Raw genomic sequence first — 14,486 nt, forward strand, 5'->3', positions numbered from 1 at the left:
ATGACTCATCCATCGACTCCGCGACACCTGCTGCAACAACCGTTGCTGTCCCTGCTGCTGCTGGCCTTCGCGCCATGCGCCGCCGCCCAAACCATCCTGGCCGTGCCCGATGCGGGTGCCATCCTGCGCCAGTTGCAGCCGGCCACGCCCGCCAATGCGCCAGCCAATGCGCCAGCGCTGCGCATCGAACAGAAAGAGGGCGCGCCGCTGCCCGCCAGCGCGCCATTTCTCGTCACGCGCATCGATATCGCCGGCAACAGCGCATTCGATACGGCCACCTTGCAGGCGCTCGTCGCCAGCGCCCACGGCACGACCCTGTCGCTGGAGCAGCTGGGCGAACTGGCCGCCCGTATCACCAACTACTACCGCGTCAACGGCTATCCGCTGGCGCGCGCCATCGTGCCCGCCCAGACCATCCGCCAGGGCATCGTGCGCATCGAGGTACTCGAAGCGCGCTATGGCCAGGTGGGCATCGCCAACCAGAGCGACGTCAGCGATACCTTGCTGAACGCCACCCTGGCGCCGCTGCAAACGGGCCAGACCATCAGCCAGGCGGGGCTCGACCGCAGCTTGCTGCTGCTGTCCGACATGCCGAATGTCGCCATCACGGCCACGCTCAAGCCCGGCGCCGAAGTTGGCAGCTCCGACCTGCTGGTCGATGCCTGGTCCGGCCCTGGCGTGGCAGGCAATGCTTTCCTCGATAACAATGGCAACCGTTACACGGGCCGCGCCCGCGCCGGCGCCACCTTGTACCTGTACAACCCGCTGCACCAGGCCGACGTGGCCAGCGCCAGCGTGCTCAGCTCGGGCAAGGGTATGTACTATGCCCGTCTCGGCTATGACCTGCTGCTGAACGGCGCAGGCACGCGCGCCGGGGTGAGCATGTCCGCCTTGCGCTACCGCCTGCAAGGCGCCATGCGCCCGCTGCAAGCGCATGGAACGGCCCAGGTCGCCAGTGGCTGGTTGCGCCATCCGCTGCTGCGCAGCCGCGATGCGAATATGTCTGTCCAGCTGCAATATGACCAGGTGCACTTGCGCGACCGCATCGATGCCAGCGCCATGCGCAGCGACCGTCGCCTGGATAACTTGAGCGCCACGCTCGGCGGCGACGTGCGCGATGCCGCCCTGGCTGGCGCCCTCACCAGCTGGAGCGTGGCCGCCACTGCTGGCAAGCTCGACATCAGCGACCCGCTGGCACGCCTGAACGATGCCTTCAGCGCACGCAGCCATGGCACGTACGCGAAATGGAACGTCAACCTGTCGCGCCTGCAAAACCTGGACCAGCGCAACGCCATGTATCTGACGCTCGCCGGGCAGTGGGCGGACAGCAACCTCGATTCATCCGAAAAGATGAGCGTGGGCGGTCCGTACACGGTGCGCGCCTACGATGTGGGCGTGGCCGCTGGCGACCTCGGCTATTTTGGCAGCGCGGAATGGCGACATGCACTCAGCGCCAGCGACGCGGGACAATGGCAAGCCGTGGCCTTCATCGACAGCGCACGCGTGACGGTCAACCAGCAGCGCTGGTCGGCCGGCCCGAACAGCGCGCGCCTGCACGGCGCCGGGCTGGGCGTCAACTGGGCGGGCGGGCAGCAATGGAATGCCCGGGCATATTTCGCCAAGCCCTTCGGCAGCACGCCTGCCCTGATCGCCTCACGCAGTTCGGCCCGCCTGTGGATCGAGCTCAATCGCCACTTCTGATATGACGGTAACAGCCGGTAGCCTGGCTTTCGGCTGTTGCTTGATTTAACGCAATACTTACCCACCAGCTATCCACCGCCTGTGCAGGGCTTTTCCACAGGCTTACCCACAGCAACACCAGGGGGTGCTGCAGACGAAAGACAGTTATCCCCATTTATACCAAGGCTATCCAGCGCTTATCCGCAGGCTTACACACAAAGTTATCCACAATGCGCAGATAAATGCGGCTGCGATGCTGATAACCCGCTGAAATCGAAAAAAAATGAAGTGACAGGCGCATGCCAGGCGATTTGTACAAACTTGCCAACAGCTTATGCAGGCGCTTGCACACAGACTTATCCGCTACTTGTGCAGCGGCTTACCCACATAGTTATCCACAAATAAAAAAGGCAGGCCGCTAGGCCTGCCTGTGTGCAAATGTGGAGGTTTCGCTTATTTCTTGATCTTCACGGGACGCGTCCAGCCGTCGATGCTCACCTGGCGCGCGCGCGAAACGGTCAGCTTGCCGGCAGGCGCATCTTTCGACAAGGTCGTGCCGGCGCCCAAGGTGGCGCCCTTGCCGACGGTAACGGGTGCGATCAGCTGGCTGTCGCTGCCAATAAAAGCGTCGTCTTCGATGACGGTACGGAATTTATTCACGCCATCGTAGTTGCAGGTAATCGTGCCTGCGCCGATGTTGACCCTGGAGCCGATGGTGGCGTCGCCGATATAGGCCAGGTGATTGGCCTTGCTGTGCGCGGCGATCTGGCTGTTTTTCACTTCGACGAAGTTGCCGATATGCACGTCTTCCGCCAATACCGTGCCCGGGCGCAGGCGCGCGTAGGGGCCGATGATGGAAGCGGCGCCTACGACGGCGTCTTCGATGTGGCAGAACGGCTTGATATGCGCGCCAGCCGCCACGCTAGCGTTGATGAAGACATTGTTGGCGCCCACGCGCACGCCATCGCCCAGTTCCACGCGGCCTTCGAACACGCAACCGACGTCGATGGTGACATCGCGGCCGCAAATGAGTTCGCCGCGCACATCGATGCGGGCAGGGTCGAGCAAGGTCACGCCACGCTCGAGCAGCGCTTGCGCAATATTGTTCTGGTGAATGCGTTCCAGCTGCGCCAGTTGCACCTTGCTGTTGACGCCCGCCACTTCCCACACGGCAGCCGGGTGGGCCGAGGTGACGCTCACGCCATCGGCGACGGCTTGCGCGACGATATCGGTCAGATAGTATTCCCCTTGCGCATTGTCATTCGACAAAGCCGACAGCCATTGCTTGAGCTGCACGGTGGGCGCGACCATGATGCCGCTGTTGATTTCGCGGATGGCGCGCTCTTCCGGCGTGGCATCCTTTTCCTCGACGATGCGCACGATGGCGCCGTTATCGCGCACGATGCGCCCCAGGCCAAACGGATCGTCCTGTTCCACGGTCAGAATGGCCAGCTTGTCCTTACCGGCCGCCTGCACCAGCTGCTGCAGGGAGGTGGCGCTGGTCAGCGGCACGTCGCCGTACAGGATCAAGGTCGGCACCGTGTCGTCCAACAAAGGTAGCGCCTGCTGCACGGCATGACCGGTGCCCAGCTGCTGCGCCTGCTCAGCGGCGTCGATCTGCACGGCATGGCTGGCGTTGTAGCCGTCGAGCAACTTCAGCACCGCTGCGCCCCCATGGCCGTAAATCACGCATAATCGGGACGGCGCCAAGCCGCGCGCCGTGTCGATGACGTGCGACAACAGCGGCTTGCCCGCCAACGGGTGCAATACCTTGGGCAGGGCCGACTGCATGCGTTTGCCCATACCGGCAGCGAGAATGACAACGTTCATAGACCGTAATTTTTATAAGTTAAGAATATGCAAAAGTTTAACATGCACGCCCCGTCTTCCACGCCCTTTGGGCGTTTTACTTATGCCGTGCTGGCCTTGTTGCTGGTCGTCATGGCCGGCTGCAGCGGTTTGCGCCTGGCCTACAACAACGGCGATACCGTGCTGTACTGGTGGCTGAACGCGTATGTCGACCTGGACCGCGACCAGAAGGGCTGGGTACGCGACGACATCGAGAAGATGTTCGACTGGCACCGCAAGACGCAATTGAAGGATTACGTGGAAATCCTGCGCACGGGCCAGAAGCAGTTGCAAGGCAATATCACGCAGGCGGACCTGATGGCCGACTACAGTGAGATCAAGCAGCGCACCCAGGCGCTGCTGCTGAAGGCAGCGCCCGAACTGGCCGACCTGGCGCGCTCGCTCAAGCCCGAGCAAATTGCGCAGATGGAAAAGAAGTTCAAGTCAAATAATGATGATTACCGCAAGAAATACCTGAGCGGCGACCAGGAGAAACGCCAGAAACTGCGCTACAAGAAGGCCATGGAACAATTCGAACTGTGGTTCGGCAGCTTCAGCAGTGAGCAGGAAGCCATCATACGCAAGGCATCCGACGCGCGTCCGCTGAACAATGACATCTGGCTCGACGAACGCATGCGGCGCCAGCAGAATGTGTTGAATCTGGTCAAGAAAGTCCACCAGGAAAAGCTCGGCAAGGAAGCAGCCGCGGCCTTGGTCACGACCCTGATCAAGGACAGTTTCGAGCGCCTGGAACACTCGGAGCGCAAGGCTTTTTTTGACAGTTACGAAGCGAGCACGGCGCAAATGGTCTTGACGGTGATCAAGATCGCCACGCCGGCGCAAAAAGCCCACGCCATCAAGCGCATGCAGGGCTGGATCGACGATTTCAATTCCCTGGCCAGCGCGCCCAAATAGACAGGTAGCAGCAGCAGGGGAGGTGGGGCCATATGCTATAGTGGCCGCCATCGAATTGAAGAAATCCCCATGCAAAAGAAGATTAAAAAACCCGCCAAAGTCCCCGTCCACCATGCGCCGCCACCGAACCAGGTGCGCATCATCGGCGGCCAGTGGAAGCGCTCCGTGCTGCCTGTTTTGCAGGCACTGGGCTTGCGCCCGACACCGGACCGCGTGCGCGAAACCGTGTTCAACTGGATCAATCACTTGCGCGATGGCGACTGGGCCAACGCCCAGGTGCTGGACCTGTTCGCCGGCAGCGGCGCACTGGGCTTCGAAGCGGCCAGCCGCGGCGCCGCCGCCGTCACCATGGTCGATACGCACACACCCGTGATCCGCCAGCTGGAAGAAAACAAGACGAAATTGCGTGCCGACAACGTGCAACTGCTGCGCGGCGACGCCCTGCTGACGGCGCAAGGTCTGGCATCGCGCGGTCAGCGTTTTGACCTGATCTTCCTCGATCCGCCCTACCAGCAGGATTTCCTCGCCAAAGTGTTGCCCTTGTGCGCCAACCTGCTCAAGGAAGGCGGCATGGTCTACGCGGAATCGGGCTTGCCGCTGGTCTTCGACGACAGCAATGCACTGGAAAAACCCGAGTGGATGGCGCCCTGGGAAGTCATCCGTGCCGACAAAGCCGGCACCGTTTATTATCATTTGCTAACTTACAACAAAGTGCCGTCAACTACCTGAATCTGCCTATAAATGAGGCAAAAAAGCTCCCTGCCCCGAGGCGCAGCACCAATTTCAGGCATAATGCGCGTCTATATTGGTGCATCGTTAGGGAGCCGCAATGGTTGTAGCCGTTTATCCAGGAACATTCGATCCGCTCACGCGCGGTCATGAAGATTTGGTGCGCCGCGCATCGGGTCTGTTTGACAAGCTGATCGTCGGTGTGGCTGACAGCAAGAACAAGCAACCGTTTTTCTCGCTCGACGAACGCCTGGAAATCGCCAACGAAGTACTCGGTCATTACCCGAATGTGCAAGTGGAAAGCTTTTCCGGCTTACTCAAGGATTTCGTGCGCAAGCATGAAGCGCGCGTCATCGTGCGCGGCTTGCGCGCCGTCTCCGACTTCGAATACGAATTCCAGATGGCGGGCATGAACCGCTACCTGCTGCCCGATGTCGAAACCATGTTCCTGACGCCCTCCGACCAGTACCAGTTCATTTCGGGCACCATCGTGCGCGAAATCGCGGCGCTGGGCGGCGACGTCTCCAAGTTTGTCTTCCCCTCGGTGAACCGCTGGCTGCAAAACAAGATTGCCGCCAACGCTGCATCATCGCAATAAGTAAGAGTGAAATCATGGCATTACTGATCACCGACGAATGCATCAATTGCGACATTTGCGAGCCCGAGTGCCCGAATGACGCGATCTACATGGGCGCGGAAATCTACGAAATCGACCCCAACAAGTGCACCGAATGCGTGGGCCACTTTGACGAGCCGCAATGCCAGCAAGTGTGCCCCGTCAGTTGCATCCCCTTCAATCCCGCCTGGCGCGAAAGCCCGGAGCAATTGATGGCCAAGTACGAACGACTGCAAGCTGAACTGCCTGCGGCAAAAACCTAAGCCTTTCTCCCACGCCACTGTCCGTGGCGCCAGCTTCTGCCAACTGTTCTACACTGTGTGCTGACTTATCCACAGCCCATGGTTTCCACGGAGGTAGAAGATGCAAATAAGCACATCCCGCTTGGGCCGCTCCCTGGCCGCCGCCTGTCTGTGCGCGGGCCTGTGCGCGGGCCTGTGCGCCGCCCTGGCACAACCAGCGCTGGCCGTTGAAGTGGGCGGCGTCAAGCTGGACGACACGGTGCAACTGGCCAGCCGCGAACTCAAACTCAACGGCGCCGGCGTGCGCTACAAGGTCATCTTCAAGATCTATACGATCGCACTATACCTGCCGGAAAAGAAAACCCAGTTGGCCGACATCCTGGCATTGCCCGGGCCGCGGCGTTTAGAGATCATCATGCTGCGCGACATCAGTTCCGACGAGCTGGGGCAATCCTTCATGCAGGGCTTGAAGCGCAGTTCCGACCAGGCCGACCGCACACGCCTGCTGAGCCAGACGATGCAGTTCGGTGCCATGTTCGCCATGGTGCCCGGCCTGAAAAAGGGCGACATCCTGACCGTGGACTGGCTGCCGGAAGAGGGGACGTTGTGCAAGCTGAACGGCAAGCAGGTGGGCGACACCGTGCCGGACCTGGCCTTTTACAATGCGCTGCTGAAAATCTGGATCGGTATCCATCCGGCCGACACCTTATTGCGCGCGCACTTGCTGGGCGACGTGGCGTAATCGGCTGGCGGCGGGCGTAAAAAAGCCGGCTCACGCCGGCTTGTCATTGCGCAACAGTTGATCGCTCAGGCGCGCGTCGACAGGGCGCGCAATTCGGCCGCATTGCTGGGCGACACGCCATCCATCTTGCCCAAGGTGCGTTGCAAGGCTTGCGCTTCGCGCATCTGCTGGCGCGCCAGGCGCTCTTCGCGGCTCAGCTTGGGACGCACCAGCAGCAGCATGGCGCGGGCGATGCCCACCAGCAAAGGCTTGAACAGCAGGGCGAATGCGCCCACGGCGACGATTACCAGCACGAGTTGCAGGGCATTCAGCAGGGAAATCTCCAGCACGGGTGCGGAAACTGCGTACAGGGCGGAGGCGAAGGTAGACATACTGTTCCAGTGCATTATAGAATTTGCCAGTACTATAGTGCAGTGCAACATATAAATCTAATTCCATTTCTTGATACCATTTATATGAATCGTGAATGGAAAAATGTATTATTTTTTTGACGAGTGAAAATATTCGTGCCCGGCGCGGTTTACACTCTGAAGTAATCAATTCAACTTTTATCTTGGGCTTTCCATGAGTTTTCTGACGCTGGATCTGAACTTGCTGCGCGTTTTCGACGCCGTCATGACGGAACAAAACCTGACGCGCGCAGCCGGCCACCTGGCGATGACGCAGCCGGCGGTATCGAACGCCATCAAACGCCTGCGCGAGAGCCTCGGTGACGAATTGCTGATCCGCACGGCGTATGGCGTGAAACCCACGCCCCGCGCCGAAGCGCTGTGGCCGTCCGTGCGCTCGGCCCTGGCCAGCTTGGAAGCGGCCGTCACGCCGGAAACCTTCGACGTGTCGAAAACCCATGCCACTTTCCGCATGGCCATGGCCGATGCGACCGCCGCCTTCTGGCTGCCCTCGCTGATGCGTTCGATCGAACGCGAAGCGCCGGGCGTCAACGTGCGCATGATGCCGCTGACCACGCGCGAACCGCGTCCCATGTTGCTGCGCGGCGATATCGACTTGGCCGTGGGCTTCTTTCCCGGCGTGGCAGCGCAATTGTCGAGCGAAACGGGTTCGCCCATCCGCCATGAGCGCCTGTATTCCGGCAAGTATGTGTGCGTGATGCGGCGCGGTCATCCGCTGGCCGACAAGGAACTGACCTTGGATAACTATTGCGCGGCGAACCATTTGTTGGTGAGCTTTTCCGGCCGCGCGCATGGCTTGATCGACGAGGCACTGTCGCAGATCCACCGCGAGCGGCGCATCTTGTTGACGGTCAACCAGTTCTTCACGGCCGGACGCGTGGTGGCCAATTCCGACCTGATCACGGTCTTGCCGCGCCACCTGATCGCCTCGACGGGCATGACGGAGTCGCTGCTGTACAAGGACTTGCCATTGACCTTGCCGGCCGTTCACCTGGATATGCTGTGGCACGAGCGCGATGCGCGCAGCCCCGCCCACAAATGGCTGCGCAACCACCTGGAAAGCATGAACACGCCCACCTTGCGCACGGCCACGGCGGCCGGCGGCGGCGTGGCACCCAAGCCGCATATTGAGTAACCGTAACCGACTCAAGAAAAACGCCTGATGATGACTCATCAGGCGTTTTGCTATGCATGGTTGCTTGAGCGATAACCGATACGGAAACCGCCCCAGTGCTTGCCATCGACGTGGATGGGCACGGATAAATCGTGCATGACTTCGCCCGTGTCGCGCTTGTACGTCTGCAACAGGAACGGCTTGGTATTGCTGCCGCAGCGTTTGCCCGTGCGGTCGCTGAAGATGCGCTTGGTGCGGTTATTCACTATATCGGTGGCGTAGTCGCCCGTCAGGGGCTGGGAAAACTTCTTGTTGTGCGTTGGAAAGTATCCATTGGTGTCGACGGCGCCCGCATACGCCAGATGGGGCAGGGCGGCCAGCACGCCTTCCTGCAGGTCCGGCAGCACCTTGTCCGTAAATGCGTCGAACTTCGTGTTGTGCTTGGGCGGATTGGTATTCGGGATGGGCCGGTAATGGCGGTCGAACAGGGCTTCGCGCGTGATGCGCCCGGAAGCGATGGCTTGCTCGAACAGTTTGCCCACCTCGCGCGCCGCGCGCTGGGCCGCTACACGGATCTCGTCGTGCGGCGTGGCTACGCTCGATTCACCGAGGGCGCTGGCAATCACTTCGGCCCGCTCGGCCAGCGCCATGGCCGACTGCGTGGCGCGCGGCAATTCGGCATTCGTCGACAGCATGCTGTCGCGGATTTGCAGGATGGCGTCGGTGATCAGCTGCGTGGTGTCGACGTGTTCGCGCGAGGCGCGGGCGATTTGCCCGATCGCGTCTTCCGACACGCCCGACGATTCCTCGATATGGCTGAGCGAAGCATGCACGCTTTCCACATTACGCGCCGCTTCCGTCACGCCCGCCGCCAACGAAGTCATGCCGCGCGCGGCTTTTTCCGACTGTTCATTGATTTCGCGCACCATCACGCTGATTTCATCGGAGGCTTCCTTGGTACGCTGCGCCAATTGCCGCACTTCACCGGCCACCACGGCAAAACCGCGTCCGTGTTCGCCGGCGCGCGCCGCCTCGATGGCGGCGTTCAGCGCCAGCAAGTTGGTGCGCGCGGAAATATCGGAAATGGCTTCCGTAAAGCCGGTGATGCGTTTGGATTTTTCCTGCAAGCTCAGCATGTTGCTGGAGGCGCCTTGCGCTTCCTCGCGTGCGTTATTGATGCGGCGCAAGCCCTGATCCACTTCGGCGCGCGCCGCCACGCTTTCCACGCGCACGCCGGCGGCCACCTTGGCAGCCCGTTCCGCATTGTCGGCGATCTTTTCCGTCATCGCGGCATTTTGTATGGAACTGTCGGCGATGTCGCTGGCCGTGCGCACATCGAGTTCCACCTTCTGTTTGACGGAATCGACAAAATACGAGGTTTCCGCCGCGCCGATCATGATGGCGTCGATGGCATTGCCCACCGTGTCGGCGAACTGGTGCAAGCCCGGCTCACCGCGCGGGTGGCCGGAGAACGCCAGTAGCGCGGCGCCAACGGCGGCGGCCACGCAGGCAATCAGATAGGGATGGTCGCCGCCCGAGAGCAGCAGCAGATAGGCCAGGCAACAGGCCACGGCCATGGCCAGGATCGTGAATACAAGGAAACGCACCAGTTGGTGCTGCAACTGCTTCATTTGTCCCCCGCTGCGCGAACCCGTCACGTCCCGGCGGGGACGTGCTGTAACCGTATGCGGGTGGGCACGATTGCCCACCTTGCACCCTGAACGTAACGTCTGCGCGGCGTTTCAGGCGGCTACCGGATAGCAGTGTGTAGTTCTACCCTACAACAATTGTTCCGATAGCTCAATCAGAAAAGTGGGCTGGCTACACCGAGGTCACTTAATTGGCAATTTGGTGGTGTTTTTGACCTCTTCCATGACGGCATAAGTGTGGGTTTCCCGCACACCTTTTTGCAGCAAGGTCTTACCCAGGAATTCGCGGTAGGCCGCCATGTCCTTGACGCGCGCTTTGACCAGGTAATCGAAGCCGCCAGCCACCATATGACATTCCAGTACCTCTGGAATGATTTGTACGCTATGCTTGAAGGCGTCGAACACTTCCGGCGTCGTGCGATCAAGCACCACTTCGATGAAGACCAGCAGCGACACGTCGAGCAACTGCGGGTTCAACTGGGCCGTATAGCCCATGATGTAACCGGATTCGTGCAACTTGCGCACGCGCTCCAGGCAGGCGGCCGGCGACAGGTTCACGCGCGCGGCCAGCTCCACATTGCTGATGCGTCCATCGCTCTGCAATTCCATCAAGATTTTCTTACTGATCTTGTCCAGCATTACCATCACCCCCAAATTAATATTATTTGGTTAAATTGTCGCATCAAAAACTATCTATTGCTAGCCCCCTGTATTACCAGAATTAATCCATAAGAATCCCCTTTACAATCGAATCATCTTAACGTCCGACTTTCTGTATTTTTTTGCACCAAAAAAGAGCAAGAATTACGTCAGTTTTCGTCCCCATTTCCTTGTAAAGAGCACTTATGCACCCTGCAGGCCCCTCGGCTTTTACCCCGATTCCTTTTGCTGCGTTTCAGGCAGAAATCCTGCCCGAAGCGACACCCCAACGCGCCGCCATCACCGCCGCCTATAGGCGCGACGAGGTTTCCGCCGTGCAGTGGCTGTTGCAACAAGTGCGCGCCAGCAGCACCGAAACAACGGCCGAGGGACAAGCGCTGGCGCACCGCCTGGTCTCGAACGTGCGCCACAAACGCACACGCGCGTCCGGTGTCGATGCACTGATGCACGAGTTTTCGCTATCGTCGGAAGAAGGGGTTGCATTGATGTGTCTGGCTGAAGCGCTGTTGCGTATACCCGACAGTCAAACGGCTGATCGCCTGATCGCCGACAAAATCAGCAAGGGCGACTGGCGCAAGCATCTGGGCGAATCGCCGTCCCTGTTCGTCAATGCCGCCACCTGGGGCTTGCTGATTACGGGAAAATTGGTCAGTACCAGCAGCGAATCGGGTCTCGGTTCGGCGATGAGCAAGCTCATCGCCAAGGGTGGCGAACCGCTGATACGCAAGGGCGTCGACCTGGCGATGCGCATGCTGGGCAATCAGTTCGTGACGGGCCAGACCATCGAGGAAGCCTTGAAAAACAGCCGCGAGAATGAAACGCGCGGCTACCGTTACTCGTACGACATGCTGGGCGAGGCGGCCCTGACGCAACAGGACGCCGCCAACTATTACGCCTCGTACGAAACGGCGATCCATGCCATCGGCAAGGCGTCGAACGGGCGCGGCATCCGCAACGGCCCCGGCATTTCCGTGAAGCTGTCGGCCCTGCACGCGCGCTACAGCCGCGCCCAGCGCGCCCGCGTCATGGAAGAATTGCTGCCAAAAGTCAAAGCGCTGCTGTTGTTGGCAAAACAGTACAACATCGGCTTCAATATCGATGCGGAAGAGACGGACCGCCTGGAATTGTCGCTCGACTTGATGGAAGCTCTGGCGTTCGATACAGACCTGGCCGGCTTCGACGGCATCGGCTATGTGGTGCAGGCGTATCAAAAGCGCTGCCCTTTCGCCATCGATTTCCTGATCGACCTGGCGCGTCGCAGCGGTCGCAAGTTCATGGTGCGTCTGGTCAAGGGCGCGTATTGGGATGCGGAAGTCAAACGCGCGCAAGTCGATGGCCAGGAAGGCTATCCCGTCTACACGCGCAAGGTCTACACGGACGTTTCCTACCTCGTGTGTGCGCAAAAACTGCTGGCTGCCAGCAGCCTGATCTATCCACAATTTGCCACGCACAACGCGCAAACCCTGTCGACCATCTATACCTGGGCGAAGCGCGATGGCATTACCGACTACGAGTTCCAGTGCCTGCACGGCATGGGCGAAACCCTGTATGACCAGGTCGTCGGCGCCGATAACCTGGACAAGCCGTGCCGCATCTACGCGCCCGTCGGCTCGCATGAAACCCTGCTGGCCTACCTGGTGCGCCGCCTGCTGGAAAACGGCGCCAACTCCTCCTTCGTCAACCAGATCGTCGACGAAAGCGTGGCCATCGATAGCCTGATCCGCGATCCGCTGGAGCAGGCGCGCCTGCAGGGCGGCTTGCCGCACCCGTCGATTCCGCTGCCGCTGGACCTGTTTGGCAGCGAGCGCAAGAACTCGGCCGGCCTGGACCTGTCGAATGAAGACACCTTGCGCACCCTGGCCACCGGCCTGGCACAGCAGCAGCAATGGCAGGCAGCGCCGCTGATCGATGGCGCCGTCAGCCTGAATGGCCCCACGCATATGTTGCACAATCCGGCCCAGCACGACGATGTCGTGGGGAAAGTCATGGAAGCCGGTCCGGCCGACGTGGAAACGGCCCTGGCCAGCGCCAGCGCCTACGCCATGGACTGGCAAACCAAGCAACCGTCAATGCGCGCGCAAGCCTTGCAACGTGCGGCCGACCTGTTTGAAGAACATCACATCGAGCTGATGGCCCTTGCCGTGCGCGAAGCGGGCAAGTCGCTGCCAAACGCGATCGCGGAAATCCGCGAAGCCGTCGACTTCCTGCGCTATTACGCGGCGCAGGTGGAACACGCGCCGAACACCCTGGCGCTCGGTCCCGTCACCTGCATCAGCCCGTGGAACTTCCCGCTGGCCATCTTCACGGGCCAACTGGCCGCCGCTCTGGCGGCAGGCAACGTGGTGCTGGCCAAGCCGGCCGAGCAAACGCCACTGATCGCCCACCGCGCCGTGCAATTGCTGCATGCGGCGGGCGTGCCGCGCGGTGCGCTGCAATTTTTGCCTGGCAGCGGTGAAATCGTTGGCGCCGGCCTGTGCAATGACGCGCGCGTGAAAGGCGTGATTTTCACGGGCTCGACGGAAGTGGCGCAATTGATCAACCGCAACCTGGCTGCGCGGGCCGTGGCCGATGGCATCGATATTCCCCTGATCGCCGAAACGGGTGGCCAGAATGCCCTGATCGTCGATTCGTCTGCCTTGCCGGAACAAGTGGTGCAGGACGTGATGTCGTCCGCTTTTGATAGCGCCGGCCAGCGCTGCTCGGCCTTGCGCGTGCTGTTCCTGCAAACGGAAATCGCCGACAAGACCATCCACATGCTGAAAGGCGCGATGCAGGAGTTGCGCGTTGGCAATCCTGACCGCCTGGCAACCGATATCGGTCCCGTCATCGATGCGGAAGCGCAAGGTAACTTGCTGGCGCACATCAACAAGATGAAAACCATGGCCATCGACCATTATTCGCTCGATTTGCCCACAGTTAAAGGCACGTTTGTCGCGCCGACCGTGCTGGAAATCAAGTCGCTGGCGCAATTGACGCAGGAAGTCTTCGGTCCCGTGCTGCACGTGATCCGCTACAAGCGGTCCGAACTGCCGCAACTGGTGCAATCGATCAACGACAGCGGTTATGGCTTGACCCTGGGCATCCATACGCGCATCGATGAAACCATCGATTTCATCACCAAGCGCGCGCACGTGGGCAATATCTATGTGAACCGCAACATCGTCGGCGCCGTCGTCGGCGTGCAGCCGTTCGGCGGCGAAGGCAAATCGGGCACGGGACCGAAAGCTGGCGGCCCCCTGTACTTGAAACGCCTGCAGCGCAATGCACCGGCTGGCGCACAGCACCAGCGCCAGGCGCCGCCCGCGCTCGATGCGCTGACCGTATGGGCCAAGATGCATGGCCACGGCAAGGTCGAACAGCTGGCGCAGGAATACGCGCGCACGACCTTGCTGGGCAGCACTACCGTTTTGCCAGGCCCGACCGGCGAGCGCAATACCCTGAGCTTTGCCGCACGCGGCACAATTCTGTGCGCGGCAGCCACTTCCGGCGCGCTGATGAATCAGCTAGCGGCCGTGCTGGCCACCGGAAACCAGGCCCTGGTGCTGGCGCAAGCGCCGGATCTCATCCCCGGCGACTTGCCGGCAGCGCTGAAAGACCGCATCCAGGTTGTCAGCAGCCTGGAGTCGGTCAAGCATGATTTCCAGATCGCCATGCTCGAACCTAGCCTTGATGGCCAGCTCAAACCTCTGCTGGCGGCCCGGGAAGGGGCCTTGGTGGGCACCATCGCCACCACGCAGGAGGATGTCATCCCCCTGTGGCGCCTGGTCGCTGAGCGGGCGCTGTGCGTTAATACGACGGCAGCCGGTGGAAATGCCAGCTTGATGATGCTGAGTGTCTAAAATTTAAGCAGATAATCAAGGCAAAAAGGGCAGAACCGCTGG

The 14,486-nt window shown here is 60.7% G+C and carries 12 protein-coding genes; 8 read left to right on the forward strand and 4 right to left on the reverse strand.

Features of this window, described 5'->3' with window-relative positions; all coding sequences use genetic code 11:
• Entirely contained in the window at positions 1-1,701 is a 1,701-nt protein-coding gene (locus ACQ4W7_RS05550; RefSeq protein WP_436529060.1) for a ShlB/FhaC/HecB family hemolysin secretion/activation protein, read from the forward strand.
• Positions 1,702-2,133: 432 nt separating this feature from the next.
• On the opposite strand, the gene glmU is transcribed toward ACQ4W7_RS05550, so the two are convergent.
• Entirely contained in the window at positions 2,134-3,510 is a 1,377-nt protein-coding gene (glmU, locus tag ACQ4W7_RS05555; protein WP_436529062.1) for a bifunctional UDP-N-acetylglucosamine diphosphorylase/glucosamine-1-phosphate N-acetyltransferase GlmU, read from the reverse strand.
• A gap of 42 nt (positions 3,511-3,552) precedes the next feature.
• Between glmU and ACQ4W7_RS05560 the strand changes: the two genes are divergently transcribed.
• The 5 genes from ACQ4W7_RS05560 (at position 3,553) to ACQ4W7_RS05580 (ending at position 6,772) form a co-directional block, all read left to right on the forward strand.
• Entirely contained in the window at positions 3,553-4,443 is an 891-nt protein-coding gene (locus ACQ4W7_RS05560) for a DUF6279 family lipoprotein (protein ID WP_436529064.1), read from the forward strand.
• A gap of 69 nt (positions 4,444-4,512) precedes the next feature.
• Positions 4,513-5,172, forward strand: coding sequence for a 16S rRNA (guanine(966)-N(2))-methyltransferase RsmD (gene rsmD / locus ACQ4W7_RS05565; RefSeq protein WP_426075100.1), 660 nt, complete (start codon positions 4,513-4,515; stop codon positions 5,170-5,172).
• 100 nt (positions 5,173-5,272) lie between these two features.
• A complete protein-coding gene (gene coaD, locus ACQ4W7_RS05570; protein ID WP_034752633.1) occupies positions 5,273-5,770 on the forward strand; it encodes a pantetheine-phosphate adenylyltransferase in 498 nt (165 codons plus the stop codon).
• A 14-nt stretch (positions 5,771-5,784) separates the two neighbouring features.
• Positions 5,785-6,051: a YfhL family 4Fe-4S dicluster ferredoxin gene (locus ACQ4W7_RS05575; protein WP_034752637.1), complete on the forward strand. Its 267-nt coding sequence runs from the start codon at positions 5,785-5,787 to the stop codon at positions 6,049-6,051.
• Between the two features lie 100 nt (positions 6,052-6,151).
• The gene (locus ACQ4W7_RS05580) at positions 6,152-6,772 is read left to right on the forward strand and encodes a chalcone isomerase family protein (protein ID WP_436529067.1); all 621 of its coding nucleotides are present in this window, start codon (positions 6,152-6,154) and stop codon (positions 6,770-6,772) included.
• A gap of 65 nt (positions 6,773-6,837) precedes the next feature.
• Here the strand turns inward: ACQ4W7_RS05580 and ACQ4W7_RS05585 are convergent, their stop codons facing one another.
• Complete coding sequence (locus ACQ4W7_RS05585; RefSeq protein ID WP_426075102.1) at positions 6,838-7,143, reverse strand: hypothetical protein; 306 nt, start codon at positions 7,141-7,143, stop codon at positions 6,838-6,840.
• A gap of 193 nt (positions 7,144-7,336) precedes the next feature.
• Here ACQ4W7_RS05585 and ACQ4W7_RS05590 point away from each other — a divergent pair, with 193 nt between their 5' ends.
• On the forward strand, positions 7,337-8,317 hold the full coding sequence (locus ACQ4W7_RS05590; RefSeq protein WP_034752642.1) for a LysR family transcriptional regulator: 981 nt from the start codon (positions 7,337-7,339) through the stop codon (positions 8,315-8,317).
• A 50-nt stretch (positions 8,318-8,367) separates the two neighbouring features.
• Here the strand turns inward: ACQ4W7_RS05590 and ACQ4W7_RS05595 are convergent, their stop codons facing one another.
• Entirely contained in the window at positions 8,368-9,927 is a 1,560-nt protein-coding gene (locus ACQ4W7_RS05595) for a methyl-accepting chemotaxis protein (RefSeq protein ID WP_436529069.1), read from the reverse strand.
• Positions 9,928-10,128: 201 nt separating this feature from the next.
• Positions 10,129-10,584, reverse strand: coding sequence for an Lrp/AsnC ligand binding domain-containing protein (locus ACQ4W7_RS05600; protein ID WP_010393827.1), 456 nt, complete (start codon positions 10,582-10,584; stop codon positions 10,129-10,131).
• A 206-nt stretch (positions 10,585-10,790) separates the two neighbouring features.
• Between ACQ4W7_RS05600 and putA the strand changes: the two genes are divergently transcribed.
• Positions 10,791-14,444, forward strand: a complete 3,654-nt coding sequence (gene putA / locus ACQ4W7_RS05605; RefSeq protein WP_436529071.1) for a trifunctional transcriptional regulator/proline dehydrogenase/L-glutamate gamma-semialdehyde dehydrogenase — start codon at positions 10,791-10,793, stop codon at positions 14,442-14,444.
• Positions 14,445-14,486 lie beyond the last annotated feature (42 nt).

It is taken from the genome of Janthinobacterium algoris, from assembly GCF_051380935.1.
Classification (GTDB): domain Bacteria; phylum Pseudomonadota; class Gammaproteobacteria; order Burkholderiales; family Burkholderiaceae_D; genus Janthinobacterium.

What these genes read in the sequence shown, in the direction of transcription:
- ACQ4W7_RS05550 (WP_436529060.1), top strand. Translation starts at nt 1, where the DNA reads ATGACTCATCCATCGACTCCGCGACACCTGCTGCAACAACCGTTGCTG.
- glmU (WP_436529062.1), bottom strand. Translation starts at nt 3,510, where the DNA reads ATGAACGTTGTCATTCTCGCTGCCGGTATGGGCAAACGCATGCAGTCG.
- ACQ4W7_RS05560 (WP_436529064.1), top strand. Translation starts at nt 3,553, where the DNA reads ATGCACGCCCCGTCTTCCACGCCCTTTGGGCGTTTTACTTATGCCGTG.
- rsmD (WP_426075100.1), top strand. Translation starts at nt 4,513, where the DNA reads ATGCAAAAGAAGATTAAAAAACCCGCCAAAGTCCCCGTCCACCATGCG.
- coaD (WP_034752633.1), top strand. Translation starts at nt 5,273, where the DNA reads ATGGTTGTAGCCGTTTATCCAGGAACATTCGATCCGCTCACGCGCGGT.
- ACQ4W7_RS05575 (WP_034752637.1), top strand. Translation starts at nt 5,785, where the DNA reads ATGGCATTACTGATCACCGACGAATGCATCAATTGCGACATTTGCGAG.
- ACQ4W7_RS05580 (WP_436529067.1), top strand. Translation starts at nt 6,152, where the DNA reads ATGCAAATAAGCACATCCCGCTTGGGCCGCTCCCTGGCCGCCGCCTGT.
- ACQ4W7_RS05585 (WP_426075102.1), bottom strand. Translation starts at nt 7,143, where the DNA reads ATGTCTACCTTCGCCTCCGCCCTGTACGCAGTTTCCGCACCCGTGCTG.
- ACQ4W7_RS05590 (WP_034752642.1), top strand. Translation starts at nt 7,337, where the DNA reads ATGAGTTTTCTGACGCTGGATCTGAACTTGCTGCGCGTTTTCGACGCC.
- ACQ4W7_RS05595 (WP_436529069.1), bottom strand. Translation starts at nt 9,927, where the DNA reads ATGAAGCAGTTGCAGCACCAACTGGTGCGTTTCCTTGTATTCACGATC.
- ACQ4W7_RS05600 (WP_010393827.1), bottom strand. Translation starts at nt 10,584, where the DNA reads ATGCTGGACAAGATCAGTAAGAAAATCTTGATGGAATTGCAGAGCGAT.
- putA (WP_436529071.1), top strand. Translation starts at nt 10,791, where the DNA reads ATGCACCCTGCAGGCCCCTCGGCTTTTACCCCGATTCCTTTTGCTGCG.